2 protein-coding genes are annotated in these 19,553 nt (G+C 39.3%); both read right to left on the bottom strand.

The window, feature by feature from the left end:
• Positions 1 to 210: 210 nt before the first annotated feature.
• A complete protein-coding gene (locus tag HNP77_RS07390) occupies positions 211 to 9,900 on the bottom strand; it encodes a hypothetical protein (protein ID WP_184652535.1) in 9,690 nt (3,229 codons plus the stop codon).
• 11 nt (positions 9,901 to 9,911) lie between these two features.
• Entirely contained in the window at positions 9,912 to 19,460 is a 9,549-nt protein-coding gene (locus tag HNP77_RS07385) for an Ig-like domain-containing protein (RefSeq protein ID WP_184652534.1), read from the bottom strand.
• Positions 19,461 to 19,553: the final 93 nt, after the last annotated feature.

The raw sequence follows: 19,553 nt of genomic DNA, 5'->3' as shown, positions 1-19,553 counted from the left end.
ATATTGATTATTAAAAAACACAGTAGTGATTTTTATTCAGTATAAAATATTAATTCTACCTGAATTTTAATAATATCTCTAAAATCTCCATTGGTCTAGTGGATAATTTTCTGTTAATTAATATAGAGTTGAATTTAAGGAAAAAAATACCCCTGAAAAGGACTCTTTCATCCAGTTTCAGGGGCTCATTAAACTATTTCTGTGAATGCATCAGCGTTTCTGTGCCGTTTCTACGTTGTACTGTGAGCTTGAAGGAGCTACAACGTAAGCCATGACTCCGTTGTCTGAGCCGTTACCGTAACAGTAACCGGCTGTTGTTGTTGCATAAGAAGATTTGTAACTGTTGGTTCCAGTTACCTTACCTTTATTAGTACCGGTGGTTGAATATGCAAGAACTCCGTCTGAATCCTTCCATACACCTACACTCATTTTACGGGAATCCTTTACAGTACTGGCTGTAGGAACTACTGTACACTCCCATACTCCAGTGTAGAGATTTTGTGTTGCACCAGCAGTTTCTTCTCCTGAATAGAAGCTTACAGGATCTGCAAGATATGCATATCTTGGTTTTTCAGGATATGTTCCCCAGTAACCGATGTAAGGAATCTGATAACCGTCAGCATCTTCAGCTACATCTATCGTAAGGTATTCACCTATATCAAGATATGAGTCTACAGCTACAGTCACAATATTATCAACATCCGGTAATCCTGTATCTTCATCAAACGGAATATAAGCATACATCAAATCCGCACTTGATGAACTGTAAGCGGCAATGTGTACGCTGTTATCCCCGCCGACTGCAATCTGACAGTGTTCTCCGGCATTTGAAAATACCGGTGTTGTAAGACCTGTCCATCCTGTATTTTTTGCATAAGTTACAGCCGTCTGATTTACATAATCCAAAGGATTTGCATTATATGCAAACTGCAGGTCTGTACCGTCATACCAGACAATTACAACTACATTGTTTGAAGTAACGCCTACGCTTACATACTCTCCGGCAGAACCAAGAGTTTTCGTTGTGTCACCGTCGGCAATTATCTGACACCTTGCAGCATTGTTTGTATAGTTAACGGCTGCTGATCCTATATCATAAAAATTGCCATAATTAGCTCTTCCGCCTGTAATGGTACCTGCCTTAAAGCGGATTTCCTCATTCAACAGATCGTAGTATGCCATATAAACATCCGTATTGTCAGAATTAGTAGCATTAGCATGGGTTGCAATGCTCTGATTCTTAAATCTGGATTTATTACGATATAAAACATTGCTTCCGGTATTAGCCTTAGTCCCCTTCTGTCCAATTGTATCAAGCCTCAAATGATTAGTTTCTCCCTGATTTAAGCTCTGACTGTTAGTACCGACAATACCCCACCGGCTGCTCATAAAGGAGAACTGGTCTGCCGCACTGTCGCTATTAATATCACCACCTACTGATACACCATAACTGTAACCGTTACTGTCCATTGCCAGGGCATTATGACTCATGTAGTCCCAGCTCATGTTCCAGTCCTGATATGAAGTATTTGTATTTGCCATACTGAAACGCAAGGTTCCGTTTGAGAAAGCAAAGCCAAGCATTCTGTTATCAGGATTAATCTTCATTTCAAGATTATCAACCTTACCTTTGTTATAAGCTATGGCAGCCTTACTATTTATATCCCATATATCAAGGAAAACATCATCCGTAAGATTATTGTTGTTCTTGTTATTAGGAATGCGGTTATAGTAATTCTTGTAAACTGAATAATTACCCTGAACGTCAACTGTACCTACAGAATCCGTCTGCGTACCGTCTTCAGCAGATTCATATCCGTACTTACCTCTGGAATCATTATTATTTTCATTGTTAAGAGAAACAATTCCGGCAGAAGAAGATACATATATGTTTCCTGACTTTGCACCAGCTGCAACTGTAAACTTATATTCAGATGCACCGTTATCCGAATCATAAGAACCGGAAGCTGTAAGAGCTGCAGTAGTTGCAGAAGCTGCCGTAAAGTTTACAGTTCCTCCATTTAAGTTAAAGCCTGCAAGTTTTACAGTTTCATAAGTTGCATTATTATAATTTGTTGCAGTTGCCGCAGCAGTCGTTCCGCCTGCAAAATTCATGTAAACCGGATAGTGACCGAGGGCAGTTCTGTCATAAATACTTGAAACAGTGTTATAAGACGAAAGGGCTGTAGTAAGTTTTGTAATGTAAGGAACTACATCCATGCGGTAATATGCCGTCATTCCTTCAGAATCAGTCTGAACTGTTCCCGGTGTATTTGAAAGCGGACTTGAGTAAGAAAGAGCTGCCGCATACTTTGTAACACCATCAATTCCCACAAGAGTACCGCCGGTAGAAGCAGACGGCTGACCGTAATTTGAAGCAACAACCGTTACAGGAACATCAGCAGCTGTACCAAGACTTTCTGTATTCCAGTGGAATTTCCATGAAACATCATGTCCTGAAGCCGAGAATTCCTGACTTACAATTTCAAACCAGTATTTATTGGAAGCATAAGCAGATGCAGGTTTTGAAGAAACAAGGGCTGCACTTGATGAATCAAAAGCTGCAACAGAATATGAAGTTCCGTTTATAGAAACAGCAACAGACTTAATGAGATTGTCATCATGCACAGTTCCTTCTACCGTAACGGCACCTGAAACTTTAGGGTCTCCGTCATATTCACCCGTTGTACCTGTATAGGCATCAGCATTTTTCCAGTCCTCTTCAAGTTCAATATGTCCCTTGAGAGCTGAATAAGAAGAAGCATTCTTAGAATCATAAACAGAGTTTTCTGTAAGGCTGTTCCAGTAGAACGGCGTAATCTCTACAACCGGAGCTTCTGAAGAAGATGCATTTACTGCAAGATAAACTGTAAGGCTTGCAGAAAGCATTTCATTTGTAAACAAAGTAGTTCCTTCTGCAGAATCCCAGAACTTAAATTCAAAAGGAATTCCTTCTGAAGAATTACCTATGGCAATAAGGTCTCCGGTCTGAATATTAATTGCGTCACTTTCATTTATTGTATAATCCGTTGAAGCAGAAGCAATCACCGGTGTGCTGTTCTGTCCCGACAGAGTTTTGGAACCGTTTGTAACTGAATATGAATAATAAACAGCTCCGGTTCCTCCAACAATTTCCGGCATGAGTTTTGTATAGCCGCGAACCTTCATGACAGGAGAATCAGAACTTCCCTTTGTCATAGTTGTACTGAGAGGATAAATCTTTGACATGGTTACAGATACTGCATCCGGATCATAAACCTTTACAGTGTCAGAATTCTTTTCTACCGTACCTGTTACGTAAGCTTCAGAAATAGATTCAGAATTATAATCCGTTAATTCTTCATCCATTTCATAGTCACCGTTATAATCCGTCGCAAGGGTAAATCCGGCAAGACGAGGTCTGTAATTACATACAGTTCCGCTTACAGTATCAGAAACATGATTGCCGGCTTTATCAAATACTACGTAAACAATTTCTACAGGTCCGTCCGAAATATTCTTTGAACAGATATTTGCTTCCCACTGCCAGGTTGTTCCTGATTTATCAACACTTTCTATCATGCGATCGCCGTCATCATATCTCGGTTTTTCATAATAACCGTCAGACTGGATTTCTGAACCGTCTGATTCTGGAACCGTATTATCAACAACAGCTGCAATTGCAACATAAGCCACAGTATAAGAGTCTGCTTCATCATCACTGAATGCAGGAAGTACATCTGATAAAGTTACGTCCGTTCCGCTTACTGCACTGACAAGATAATAAGTTCCTCCAATGCTGATGAGGGAGTTTACGCGAACATTTGATGTGTCTGACATAGTTACAGTCTGACTGCCTGACTCTGCAGTAATGTTTTTTCTATACCAGAACAAATCATTTTCTGTAACTATTACATTATCAGAAGCTGATGTTTCTTCTCCAAGTTCAGGAATACTTGTTCCTGATATATCAATTTCTGCTTCATCCCGTGCTTTAAGGACATCATACAGTTTAGAAACCTGAGAAGAATTCTTTATATAGTTTCTCTTGAAGTAGAAGGCTGTATATGCAAATCCTGACTGAGAAGAAGAACCCACTGCAGCTTCTGTTACTTTTGAACTGAAAGTGTACCAGCTGTTATTCTGACAGATTTCTTCAGAAATATTGAAGGCAGCATTTGATGATGAAAGAAGTTCAGGATTCTTATTATCAAAGTTAATACTTACAGTTCGCTTGCCTGTATGACTTACAGGGCTGGCACCATCCGTTACAAAGACCGTAAAGTTCCATGAACCGGCAAGATTTGCTTCCTCAGAAGATTTAAGAGGATATTCAAAGGTTGCCGTCTTTGTATCTGCAGAAAGAGTTACTACTGAAGAATTATTTATATATTCAACTGAATCTGTTACAGTCGAACCTATTTTAAGAGAAGCAATTGTATCTGAATCCGAAACTGAACCAGTAAGATACCAGTCTCCCTTAACAAACATATCACTTGAATATGCTCTTCCGGCTGCAACACTGCTTCCGTTTTTCTGAATAAGCTTAAGTCCTGTAATTACCGGCGTATCAGAATCAAAATATACAAGATAAGTATTATCTTCGTTATTAACGCTGCATTTACCGTCACCGTCTTTTGCAATCATTCTTATAGCAACTGCATTCTTATCAGAAGTATTTGCATTAAGTTCATCATTAGAATTAATAGTAATGTTCCATGCACTTCCACTTAAAGATGCAAGGGCACCATAATCAGCTGCTGTATAACCGGAAGCTATCGTACTTGAACCTTTTACCCATGGAGTACTTGATTCAGAATCATAAGTGCGCATGTTATATACGCTGTAACCGTTTGCTGCCATATAATCCAGGTCATTCTTTGTTATTGCAAATGAATTGAGCACGCCGGTATCTTCATCATAAGTAAATGAGCCGTAAACTGTTGAAGTATCTGTACCATGATCTGTAGAAATAATCTGCATCCATACACTTTCTACACCAATCTTGTCAGAAGCAGTTCCGTTTGTATCAGAAACAATTCCTGAAATTTTAACTTTATCTCCAAGAATGGCATTAGTACTTTCAGGATAAGTTATTTCTATAGAAGGTCTGTCTCCCTGAGGATCAAGAAGTACTTTAAATGCATTGCTGCTGTAATTTCCTACTTCATCATAAGCTTTAAGCCAGAGATACATGTATACTGGAGAATCAAATGAATCTACATCGTCCGTAATTCCAAGAGCCTCAAGATAATCTGTCATAAGAGGAGCATGTGTACCTGTTGTAGAATCAATTTCTCCGTCAAAGTAAACGCTCCATGACATACCGATGCTGGCGATTTCTGAATAAGATGGAGCTGTGGCACTTGAAGCATCACAAGTTCCGCTATCATCAGGTCCGCTCCATGAAGTAACTTTTGTAACTCCGTCAGGTTCTACTTCATCAGTTGAAGAAAGGGCATAATGCATTACCTGTGCACCACTTACTGAACCATAGGCAATAATACTTCCGCTGGAAGTTTTTGAAGAAGTCGGGCTTGTAATAGAAACTTCAGGACCGGTGTTATCAACAGAAATCTGAACAGTATCTGTTTTTGACAGTCCGGCCTTATCCGTAACAACCAGCTTAAGGTTATAAGTACCGCTCTCAAGAGCTGCTGCAGAAACATCAATGTCTTTTATTTCCCAGGTACTGTAATACTTAAAGGTAACGTCAGAGTATTCCGCACTTTCAGTACATTCACCGGAATATGAGATTACATTAGAACTTGTTTTTTCAAGATTTGCCGTAACGCTTTCTATATCGTTTTCGTCTCCTGCAGAAAGCTTAATCTTGAGTTTTGTTCTTGCTCCTCCAAGAGCCGGCAAAGTTGAAATCCAGTCAATATAATCCTGGGTTGCCTGTCTGTCATCATTATCAAAATATGAATAGAACAGATCCTGAGTTACAGGACTTGTTTTATCTACTGCAATTTCAAGGGCAGAATCCAGCACTTCGGAATCAGAATCTGAAGATTCTCCAGTAAGTTTTACAGATTTATACCCGGCCTCATCTGTAATAAATGAAGTTCCGTCTTTATCTATAATCTTAAAACAGATACTGTGATTTCCGTCAGCCAGACTGAATGATCCTGCACCGTTAGAAAGAACGACAGGAGTCCAGCTTACTGCACCAGAATCCTTATAATAGAAGGAAGTTATTCCATCATCGTCTGTTGCTACAAAATAAAGAGTATTTGTATTCTTAAGCCATACAGAACTGTCTGATTTAAGAGAAATATTTGTAAAGTTTATTATCGGGCGGTCAGAATCCTGAGAAACAACAAGTGCCACAGGGGCTGCATAACCGATATTGCCTGCCTTATCTGTAATGGCTGCAGTTACATAGAGTGTAGAATTATCTGTAATTACAGTGGTATCAAGTTCAGGAAGAGTCCATGAAGTTCCACCGGTGCAGGAAACAGATTCAGTCCAGCCTTCTACAGAGGTTATTGAAGACTTTTTACCCAGAGATGCAGTTGTCGTATAGTACAGGGTCAGCATTCCGTCGTCATCAAATCCGTTATCATCAGCTGCAGTTCCTGAAAGAACAAGACCGCCGTTTACCTGAATTCCTGTCTGTGTCGTATCCGCATCAGAAGGAACGTTTATCGCTACAGAAGGAGGAGTTGTATCAACAGCAACCGCAGCTATGTTTACAGTCTGAGAGTTTCCTTCATCAGATCTGTCGTAAACGGTTGCTGAAATATTAATCGTTGCATCTGCACTCATTGAACTGAATACAGAAGAATTGATTTCTGCAGTCCAGTATGTTTTCTGCAATGAACAAATAACCTGCTCTCCGTCCATTTCAACAGAACCAGTCTGCTGAAGAACAATGCTTCCATAAGTAGAAGAATCATCATCACTGCTGATAACATTTCCATTTACGCTTAAAGCAACGTTCTTAACTCCAGAAGCAGAATCTACTGCAAGACCATACACAGTAAGAGAAGACTGTTTGTTTGTATAAACCGTTTCGTTAAAGCGGGAAGCAGCCGTAACTTCAGGTACTGTTGTATCAAGATTCATTGTAAAGAATAAATTGCCGTCATTTTCGTCAGCAACATCATCTTCATCTCCGCCGTTCCACTTATTGCCGCCGGTCTCTCCGTTGTAATTTATCTTCATCGTATCTGCAGCAGCATTTCCAACATTATCTACTGCAACAAGAACAAGATAATTCTGTCCTTCAGTAAAGGAAGTTGTCAGAGTAGTAACGAATGTTGATTCAACTTCCCTATAAGTTGTATATACTTCACCGGATGCACTTTCTTTTGTATAGAAAACTCTTCTTACCTGAGATTCCGTCAGAGGATGGAAATATCCGGAACACAGATTTTCATAGTCTGTCTCAAAGTTTGTAATATCAGCAGCAGATGGTTCTGAATCAAAAAGCTTATAGTAAATAATATCTACACCACTTCCTGAATCTTCAAAGCTTCCACGGATAACTACGTTCTCATCATTACCGTAAACACCTGAACAATACTTTGTTCCAACATCAGCATCTAAAGAAGAAGACCAGGTAAGTTTTTTACTCAAAGCCGATCCATCTTCAGCTTTTGCTGCTGCAAGAACTGCTGCATCGTTATCACCGCTACCGGTACGGAAAACAATATCATTATTTTCAGAGTCAGCATAATGAATGCCGGAAGGAGCCTGTGTATCAAAAACAACTGTAACGCTTTCTGAAGTTTCATTTCCGGCAACATCTCTAAGTGTAAGGGTAAATACTGCAGAATCATTCATTGCCGAAAGATCAATATCCTCAAACAGCCAGTTTCTTGCAGTTTCATTTTTATTATTATATGCAGAGGTTACCAGACCGTCAGTTACACTGAGAGTTATAGTATCCATGTCGACGTTATCATCTGCATAACCTGTAAATGTAAAGGTTCCGGAAATATTATTTACATAATATACAGTTTCCTCTGATTCTTCTTTTTCGTATGAATCAGAAAGAGAATGACTTGTAAGTTCCGGTCCCTGCTTATCAAGAGTAATAGTGAATGCAAGATTCTGAGCTATTCCGTCTTCATCAGAAACAGAATAAACTTCATTACATCCTACGATTACAAAATCTCCGTCACTTTCTGGAGTAAATTTAATCTTGAAAGATTTAATAGTTGTAGTTCTGTCTGTAAAATCGGAGAACGGCTTCCATTCAATTGAATCAATATCTGATTCTGAAGAAATCTCTTTGTCTGCAGAATACCAGACTTCTTCTACAGAATAATCTTTACCGTCCAGAGTATATAAGAGTTCAGAAAGACCTGCTGTCGTATTACTGTAATTTCCATAAACAACAACTTCTGCCGTTCCATTAACATAGATATTACCGCCTGCAGATTTTAAGTCTCCGTCTGCAATGGTGTAATATTTTGAATCAACTGACGGCGTAGTAGAATCTGTTACAGCAAAACCATAATTATCTGCATAAGCTTCCAGAGTATTTTCGTCTTCATCAACACCTTCAATTTCTATGCGGTAACGCTTTCCGACTTTTATATCCAGAGAATCATCCAGTATGGAATTAAGACTGGCAAAAGAAACTGTATAAGTTGCAGTACTTACTCCTTCAGTCTTATTTTCTATTGATTCACCTTTTGAATCCAGGATGCAGCTTAAAGGAACCTCGATTGTTCCGTTTTCGTCGACCGTAAGATCTGTATTAAGACGACAAATTGTCATTTTAAGTTCAGACGGAATAATCTTAGAACCGCTGAGTCCGCTGGATACTTGTACCTCAAGGGAGCGTTCCAGAGAAAGAGATTTAAATGAAGTACTCTTACCTTCCGTATACTCACAATCAGTAACAACGTATGTCGGATTAATATTTGAATTAATAGAAACAGAAAGCATGCTGTCTGAATTAACCATATAAGAAGTTCCTGTTTCATAAGTTCCGTTAAGGATTTCACTTATCGTTTCTATCTGCTCTGAAGTGTAACTTCCTGAATAAGAACCATTAAGAATATTCTTAAGATCTGCAGGTTCCGGCTCAAGAGAAACTTCTGCTTTTATAAGCTTATTAAGATTCTGCTTGAGATATACGACAGAACTTTTATTGCCGGCTTTATCCGTAAAAGAAGGATAAACCTTAAACTTCTTTGTCGTATTCCATACTGATGAAGAAGAATCTCCATAAAGAGCAAGATAGTTTTTATAGGCATACCAGTCTTCACTTTCTTCTTCCAGGGCAGCCGCTTCCGTTGAGTTATAATACTTTGCAACCGTTATGGAAGTATTAGTTGCCTTAAAATCAGTAAATGAACTTTTAGGCAGATTAATTTTTTCTCCGCTGGCTGCATCATAGAATTCAACATCCATCTGACTTACGGAATTATCATCACTTAAAACACCTGCTATGATAACTTCCCTACCAAAAGAAGTTGGTTTAGCAGCATCTACGGAATTAGGTTTTGAAATAAGGAACAGCGGCGGCGTACAGTCAACTTCAAAGGAACGTGTAATTTTTCCGGAATCGTGTCCTGCTGCATCATATCCGTTTACAGTAATCTTATACTTACCGTCAGCAAGGACATTCTCCATATCAGTATCTGAATCTTTTGTATACAAAACATAATCCCAGGTACCATCTTTATTTACATTTGCAGAAACCGAATCTATTACCGTTGCTTTTGTTTCTACATCTTCAACAGATATTTTTATTGAAGTTACACTTTTATCATCTTTCCAGGTTCCGGTAACTTCAATATTTTCTCTGTTAACAGACTGAACCTGCGGTGTCACTATTGAAATCACAGGAGTTTCCGTATCAACAGAAGTTCCAAGACCTACATCGCAGGAAAAAGAAACGAGGATAACAAGAGACGTAAAAAATGTTTTCTTTATAATATTAAAAATAGAACTTTTCATTTTATTTCTCCTTATCTCTTCTGGGCTGTTTCTACATAATCTTCAGATGATGAATACTTAACACCATATCCAAGAACCCCGTTTGAAGAACCGTTACCGTAACAGATACCTGCACCAGTTCCTGCATAAGATGCTGTATATTTATTTGCACCGCTTACTTCAGAATCTGTGAGAAGGCCGTCCCCGTCTTTCCATACACCGATATTTATGCGCCGGTTAGAAGAATCCTGAGTTACCGTACTTATGGTAGGAACAATCGTACATTCCCATACTCCGTTATACAAATCTTCCACTACACCGCTGAATTCTTTTTCATCACTGGAACCATAGAAGGTTGCAGGCTCATAAAGATAAGCGTAGTGAGGTTTTTTAGGTGTTGTACCGTAATAACCGATATACGGAATCTGATAAGTGCCATCAGAAGCAACATCTATAGTAAGTTCCCTACCAATACTCTGATATGAATCAACAACACAAACCTTCTTTGAGTCTTCTTCTTCATAAGACGGAAGATAAACATATTTCAGATCACCATTTGAACTGTCATAAGCTGCAATATGTATTGAGTCATCTGAAGCAACTGCAAGCTGACAATACTTACCGCCTCCTGTGATAAGAGGAGCAGAGAAAGCTGTCCATCCTGTTGAGTTTACACCTGTTTTTATACCAGCCGGCAAAGTATCGTTATAAGCAAACATAAGATTACCGTTTATTGAATCGTACCAGGTCATTACAACAACATTGTCAGAAGTAATTCCTATTGAAACGTATTCACCGGAATAACCTAAGCTGTTTCCTGAACCATCTGCTACAACCTGTACAAGTCCCTGTTCGGCAGCAGCAGTTTTTAAACTTGATGTACCATTAGTAAAATTATCTTTTAATGTTCCAATTGCACCTTTTGCAGCAGGTATAGACGTTCCACCACCCTGGAACCTTATTTCTCCAGTAAGAAGGTCAAAATATGCAATGTAAGCAGAAGTTCCGTTAGAAGCTATACTCTGGCTCTTAAACCTGTCTTTTGCCATATTGCTATAACTATCAACTGCTGTGAATCCAATTCTCAAACCGTAATTTGTATTGGATGTATCAGAAACAGTTGCATTTGTATTCCACTTGCTGACTGTAAACTTAAGACAGTCTCCCAGGGTATCGGAACTCTGTCCGCCGGCACCAGAACCATAAGTTACACCGTCTGGATCAACAGTAAATCCTGTACACTGGATAAAGTCCGCTGCACTGTACCATGTTGAATATGAAGTTTTTGTTCCGTTTGCCATTGCCCAGTACAAGTCTCCACTGCAGAAAGCAAAGTCAACCATTCCGCTGGAAGGATTAACCTTCATCATGATATCAAGGGCAGAGTTATTAGCAGGTCTGGCAGCTGCAGAGTTTATATTCCATATATCAAATTCAACATTATCCGTAAGGATATTGTTATTTGTTCCATTAGGAATACGGTTATAATAGTTATTGTAAACATCATAATTACCATAAGCATCTACTTCACCTATTGTATCTGTTAAGGTACCGTCTTCATCAGCTTCATAACCATATTTTCCGCGGGAATCATTATTGTTCATATTATTAATGCTCTTATATTCCGTTCCGCTCTCTGTTACGGAAACATAAGTTGCTCCGGATTCTGCTCCTGAAGGAACTGTAAAGGTGTACAGAGCAGCCCCGCTGTCTGAATCAGAAGAACCGGATGCACTAAGAACTGCTTCATTATTTGAAGAGCCGCTGAAGACAATGCTTCCTCCGCTCAAGTTAAAGCCGGCAACAGTTACAGTTTCATAAGTTGCATTATTATAATTTGTTGCAGTTGCAGCCGCTGTTGTTCCGCCTGCAAAAGTCATATATACAGGATAACGGCCTAAAGCAGTTCTGTTATATACACTGGCATTATCACTATCTACTTTAGAAAGTGCTGTCGTAATCTTTGTAATGTACGGAACAACATCCATACGGTAGAACGAAGTCTCAGCACCAGATGCAGTTACGGTTGAAGAAACCGCACTGCTTACAGAGTTTGAATATTCCGTTGCCTTATAGTATGTACTTCCGTCTACAGAAAGATATGAAGTTGCAGAAGCACTTTGAGCAGCAGAAGGCATGCCTCTGTTTACTGCCACGATACTGAATTCTACATCTTTTGCAGGACCGAGTTTTTCTGTATTCCAGCTTAACTTCCAGTCAGCAGTATGTCCGTCTGCATTTATACTTTCTTTAACAATTTCAAACTTATAGCCTGAAGAAGACCACGCATCAGTTCCCACAAGTTTTGTTTTTTCCGTGCTGTCCTTTACGTATTCAGCAACTTTATAATATGTAGAAGAACTGAAAGTTTTTGTAGAACTGCCTAAGGTCATTCCGGAAATTCTTACATATATTTCATTTATAAGGTTTGCATCATAAGAAGTTCCCTCAAAAACAATTGAACCTGAAACTTTAGGATCTGCATCATAAACAGTTCCACTGGTCTTACTGTCATAACCAGAAGCATTCTTCCAGTCTGCTTCAAGTTCTATATGACCTTTCAGTTCAGAATAATCCGTTGCAGAAGCAGAATCATATATAGAGTTATCATTTATGCTGTTCCAGTAGAACGGATTAACCACAGCTTCCGGAGTAGAAGATGTCTGTGCGGAGATACCCAGATATACAGTCAGCCGTGCACTCTGACTGTCTGTAAACGGAGTGCTTCCCTCTGTTGAATCCCAGAATACAAAGTTAAACGGTATACCGGTTACAGTTCCATTTGAAACTGTATCACCAAGATACAGAAGGTCTCCAGTCTGAATATTAATGGTTGAAGAAGCATTAACACTGTAATCGATTGTTCCTTCTGCAATAATCGGCGTGCTGTTCTGTCCGGCAATTGTCTTTGTTCCGTTTGTAACAGAACATGAATAATAAATGGCATCATTTCCGCCTACAATTTCCGGTGTAATCTGAGTAAGGCTTCTTACTGTCATTACAGGAGAAGAAGCATTACCGGCACTTATTGAAGTTCCAAGCTGATTCTTGGAAGCAACCTTATCAGGATCAAAATAATTAACTCCGCCTGAAGTTGAACTTATAGAACCGGATGAATAAACAGATGATGCATAAGAAGTAACTTCTGTTTCTGCAACCTCATCATCATCGTAATCTGAAGAAATCACAAAGCCGGCCATACGCGGTGCATTATTGCATACAGTTCCGCTTACGCTCGCTGCAGTACAGTTTCCGGCGTTATCAAATACGACATATACAATTTCAACAGGACCGTCAGGTATATTTCTTGAACATACATTTGCTTCCCAGGTCCATTTAGTACCGCTCTTTTCTACGCTTTCGATCATGCGGTCACCGTCATCACGGCTCGGGCTTAAATAATATCCGTCACTCTGAATTGAATCACTGTCCGATTCACCCTCAGGCGTTGTATTATCTACAACACCGGCCAGTGCAACATAGGCAGTATCATAAGAACCTGTAAGATTATCAGAAAGGGTTATTGTATTTCCGCTGACAGAATTTACAAGATAATAAATTCCGCCAATGCTTACGAGAGAATTTACATGAACGTAATCCGTATCATTCATCGTAACATTAGGACTTCCGGATACAGCATTAATTGACTTCCTGAACCAGTAAAGATTATTTTCCGTAACCAGAGTGTTATCCGCCGTAGAAGTTTCTTCACCCAAAACCTTTACCGTCTCTGAAGAAATATCAATTTCTGCATCTGCACGGGCTTTAAGAATATCATAAAGTTTTAAAACTTCAGAAGAATTCTTTGTATAGTTTCTCTTGAAGTAGAAAGCTGTATATGCATATCCAGACTGACTTACCCCACCCACATCATCTTCAGATGCAACAGAACCGAATGTGTACCAGCTGTTGCTCTGCTTTACGTCACTGCTGATATTAAATCCTGAATCGTCAGAAAGAGACAAAGGAATCACAGGAGCATCATTATCATAATTAATACTTACAGACGTACTGCCTGTATTAGGTGTACTATCTGCATTATCCGTTGCAGAAATTGTAAATGAAAGTGAACCTACACCCGAAGAAGTTGCAAGATCATATTCAAAATATGCTTCGGTATGAGAAACATTATTCCAGGTAACAGAACTTCCAGAAACAGTCTTAAGAGTTCCGCCTGAAATAAGCGTTGATGAACCTACAGAAAGTTCACTGATGCTGTCTTTATCATGAACAATACCGCAAAGTGTCCAGCTTCCCTTTACATACATATCAGACGTGTATTCTCTTGAAGCTGTAACGGTATCACCATCTTTCTGCACGAGAGTAAGATCAGAAACATAAGGATTGTCTGCGTCAAAACGAGCAACAAGATCTTTATAAAGACTGAACTTACCGTCACCGTCACGGGCAACAAATACGAAGGTAACTGCGTTTACGGCAGAATTTGAATCAGGGTCAAACTCACTGTTTGTATTAACATCAATATTCCAGTAAGTGCCGCTTAAAGATGCCAGAGCTGCATAATCAGATACTGAGTATCCTGAAGCAACAGAACTTGAACCTTTAACCCATTTTGTATTGGTTCCATCCGGATCATAAGTCCGCATGTTGTAAACACTGTATCCGTTTGCTGCAAGATAATCCAAATCTTTTGTAGTCATGCTGAATGAAGAAACGGAATAATCGTCTTCATCATAAACTGCAGTACCATAACCGGCGCTTGTATCAGTACCGTGGCCTTCAGAAATCATCTGAATCCATACACTGTCTACACCAATATTTGTTCCCAAAGTATCACTTACTGTTCCGTAAATCTTTACAGTTCCACCTAAAGTAGTTCCGGAAGAAGAAGGATAGCTTACAGAAATTGAAGGTCTGTCTCCCTGAGGATCAAGAACGATAGGGAAATAACTTTCTGCAACATTACCTACTTCATCATAAGCCTTTACCCAAAGATAAAGATTTACAATATCTTCAAAGTTTTCAAAATCTTCTTCAGTAGTAATTCCATAATTTATAAGATAATCCGTCATGAGGGCGGTATGAGTTCCTGTGGTTGCAGAATCCGTATCACCGTCAAAATAAACGCTCCATGAAGTTCCGGAATCGTTTATCTGAACATATTCAGGCACAGCATTACAGGTGCCGCTTACACTATTTCCATTTGAATCAAGACCTGTCCATGTTGTTACTGAAGTTGTTCCGTCCGGTGCAACTGAATAAGAAGGAGAAAGTGCATAGTACATTTCGCTGGCACCTGAGGCCGTACCGAAAGTAAGGACTTTTCCGCTTGATGTTGTTGAAGCAGACGGTCCGGTAAGTTCAATTTCCGGATCATCGTTATCAATAACAATACGAAGGGATTCTTCAGTTTCCAGACCGGCTTTATCCGTTACAATAATTTTAAGGGAATGTGTTCCCGTCTCAAGTGAAGAAACATCTATATCAGAAACCGTACAGGTATAATAAATTTTTCCGGACTTAAGTTCTCCATCATTCAGCACAGCAATTACACCTTCATGAGAATCAGTCTCTCCTGAAATAACTGCACTGACGCCTGCAATGCCGTTTTCATCTCCTGCATTAAATGAAACCGTAAACTTCGTACGGCTGCCGCCTAAAACAGGAAGAGTTTTAAGACTGTCAGATGAAGCATCCAGAGTTTCATCATAATATGTGTATACGATGTCTTCCGTTACAGGAACAGTCTTATCAATGGAAATATAAAGTTCTGAAGAAATAATATTTGTTCCGTCAGAAAGCTTTGGTTGTGTAAGAAGTTCCGCAGAAGAAGTTGTGAATGTAGTTCCCGCAGAATCTTTTACTCTGAAAAGTATGCTGTGGCTTCCGTCTGCAAGAGTAAAGCTTCCGGCTCCGTTAGAAAGAGTAACAGTAGTCCATGATGTTCCGCTGTTAAGGCTGTACTCCATTGAAGAAACCGTTCCGTCATCATCACTGACGTTCAGCTGAAGGGAATTTGTATTTTTCAGCCAGACCGGATTATCTGCATCCATGGAACTTATGTCATTAATATTGGAAAGAGTAATTACAGGACGGTCTGTATCCTGATCAACATCTACTGCAAGAGGATCTGAATAACCCTCATTGCCTGCCTTGTCTGTTCCTGCAAAAATTATATAAACGATTCCTTCTTCTGAGGAAAGTTCAGAAGTAACAATATCAGAAACTGTCCAGTTATTGCCGGCTTCAATTTCCTTATACAGACACCATCCTTCTGCGGCAGAATTTTTCTGAGCAAAGGTAGAAGAAGTTACAGATGCAACATTTCCTACCGAAGCTTTTGTCGTGTAATACATAGAAATTTTTGAGTCAGCAGCAAGTCCGCTTCTATCAGAGGCAGTTCCTTTAAGAGAAATAGTTCCGTTAACCTGCACTCCGTCAGAAGAAGAGTCTGCATCAGAAGGTGCAGTAACTGTAAATACTGGAGCCGTCTTATCAACAGCAATCGTAGCAATACTTACTCTTGTAGAATTACCGGAACCTGCATTATCAACTGCAGAAGCATAAACCGTAACGTTTCCGTCAGAAGCATCTTCAAATACATCTGGTTCTATAGTAACGGTCCATTTTACATATTTATCGCTGTAAGAAACTCCGCTGTCATCCGTTCCTGAAGTTGTAAGTTCAACAGTTCCATAAGTTGTATTTGATAAACTGATTGTTTTTCCATTTACTTCAATTGTTACAGTTTTTATTCCAGCCCCTTCACCGTCAGAAGCCGTTCCGTCAAATACAAGTTCTTCCGTTGCATTTGAATACAGAACAGAAGAGGCTGCAGAAATTTCAGGAGCATCTGTATCTACATGAAGATTATAGCTGTTTCCGCCGTTCCAGGTATTTCCTTCTTCACCGGCTTCTCCGTCATAGTATACGCTGAGAGAATCCAAGGCTACGTTACCGGTGTAATCCTGGGCCAGAAGCAGCATGTAGTTATCAACACCGGTAAATCCAGATATAGTCGTTTCAAAAGTACTCTTTACTTCCTTAAACTTTTTACTTCCATCTGAATCTGTATAAGAAACACGTTTCGTTACTGCTGAAGAAAGAGGAGAGAAGTTTCCGTTTGCCGTAGTTTTATAGTTATCTATAAAGTCAGAAATATCTGAATCAGCCGGCTGTTCTGTAAATATCTTATAGTAAATAGTAGAAACGCCAGAACCATCATCTGTAAACATACCGCGGACTTTTATAGAAGTATCATTTCCATATGTACCGGCAGCATACTTTCCGCCGACTTTTGCATCTTTAGAAGAATCGTAAGTAAGACCGGCTTCCGTCAGTTCAGAAACTTCATTGTCCAAATCTCCGATCCTGAATACAACATCTTTATTATTTTTATCAACCCAGTGCCATGCCTGAGGACCGGTTACATCAAACACAATACTTACCAGTTTTTCATATGAGTTTCCGGCACCGTCAGTTACAGTAAACTTTGCCTGTGCCCCTTCAGAAAGAGACTTAAGGCTGATATCTGCAAATTCCCAGTTATAAACACCGCTTCCGGAATTTTCAGGAACAGTTACACTTGTCTCAGCTCCATTTTTATCAAGAATCTCAAGGGTTACGGAAGAAACCACCTTATCATCAGAAGCATTTCCCTTAAACGTAAATACATTGCCTGCCTTATTATTTACATAATATGCCGACTCAGAAGACTTATAGTACGAAGGAGTTAAAGAACTCAGGGCAAGAGAAGGTGAAGTACTGTCATAAACAATTTCGAAAAGTCTTGCAGAAACCGAAACAAGAGGAGACGTATCAATGTTTTTATTATTCAATCCGTAAGCAACAAGTTTGCCTTCAGAAGCCGGAGTACAGGTAAGCTTCCATGAACGGATTGTTTCAAGCTTATCTGAATTTTTATAATCATCATAATCCATCCAGTCAGAAATTCCCTGCGCATCTTCTGCCGAAGTTATTTCTACTGCGGAATACTGTACGCTTCCACCAGTGTAATTACTGTCTCCAAGCTTAAAGCTGAGTTCCTGAACACCACTTGTGGAATTGAAGTAATTTCCGTAAACCACAAGTTCAGTCGAGCCGTTTACATAAACATTAGAACCAGTTTTAATAAGGGCTGTATTTCCGGAAGTAGCATAATAAAGAGAAGAAAGTGTCGTGTTAGTAGAATCATTAATTGCAAAGCCGTAGTTGTTTCCGTTATAGGCAATCAATGAATTATCGTTAGTATCTGTTCCAAAGATTTCTACTTTATAATAATTGCCGGCTTTTAAACCGAAGGAAGTATCAAGATACAGAGTATATGTATAAGTATCTATCGTCGTATCATCATCATTAACACTGTTGCCGTCACGGTCTGTTATAAAAGTTCCGTCCGTTACAAAAACATCATCTGTTTCATTAAAGCTTTCATCAAGACGGATAAATTTTGCACCGAGGCTTGAAGGATAAATTTCCGCAAGGTCTATACCGTAAGTTATGTTAACACTGAGGGATCCATTTACAGAAGCAGCTACAATATCATCAGAACCTGTATATGAATAGTTAATTATCTGATACGTAGGATCAGCATCTGAATTTATTACAAAGGCAAATTTATTCTCACTGTCTGCAACATAGGCTAATGGTGTTCCTGTCTGAACGTAAGAACCGTCGAGTACGGATTTTATGATGGCAGTTTCAGATTCACTCAGATTGCCGGAATAAGACCCATTTAAAATCTGCATGCATTCTTTTGCATCAGGAATACTGGAAATACCTGCAGTTTTCAGAAGAGAAGACATGTTTTCTTCCAGGAAAACCTTTTCAGTATAATTGCCTAATTCATCATAAACTCTTGCAACGGCTGAAAAAGTTTTATTGGTATTCCATCCGGTACTGTTTTTTTCTCCATAAATGGCAATGTAATTGTCGTAAAGTTTCTGCTGGGGTTCATCCAGTGAAGTACTGTCAGGATAATAGCAGGCTATGGTTATTGCAGCAGAGTTTGCGTCAAATCCGGAAAAAGTATCCTGTGCAAGTTCAATTTTATTTCCGTCTGAATCGTAAACTTCAACTTCTAATTTTTCTATATTATGGCTGTCACTTATAACGCCTGTAAGCTGTATTTTATGTCCGTAAAGATAAAGATCCGTATCCGCATTTTCGTCAATTGAACCGTCAGATTCCAGAACAATGCCGGGTTTTTCCATTACAAACAGCGGGGGTGTCATATCCACGTCAAAAGTACAGGTAGGTTTACTTGATGTATGTCCTGAGCCGTCATAAGCTATTGCCGAAAGTTCATAGCTGCCGTCCGGTAAAGAAGAAATTGTAGCAGACCATTCCGTCCCTTCACCAAGAACAGCCTCTCTGTCAGAGAATACAACCTCCTCCGTTCCAATATTTTTTAATGTAAGAAGAACCTTTGTTACACTTTTATCGTCTGTCCAGCTTCCACTAACAGAAATCTCATCCTTAAGGAGTTCACCAGTTGAAGGACTGTCAATGGAAACAGTAGGTGCCCTGGTATCAACAGAAGGGCCGAGACCGATTTCGCAGGCAATAAACGTTAAAATAAACAGAGAACAAACTATGTAATACAGTTTTTTAAGGTTCATACAACTCTCCATAAAAAAAGGGACATCAGGAAAACATGGTCTGAAAAAAAAGCCAGACCACCTTATTTAACTTCGGTAGAATTTAATGCAAAC

The sequence above is a fragment of the Treponema rectale genome, assembly GCF_014202035.1.
Lineage (GTDB): Bacteria > Spirochaetota > Spirochaetia > Treponematales > Treponemataceae > Treponema_D > Treponema_D rectale.
The sequence above is the reverse complement of the archived record's forward strand: the minus strand, read 5'-3'. Positions and strand labels throughout refer to the sequence as shown.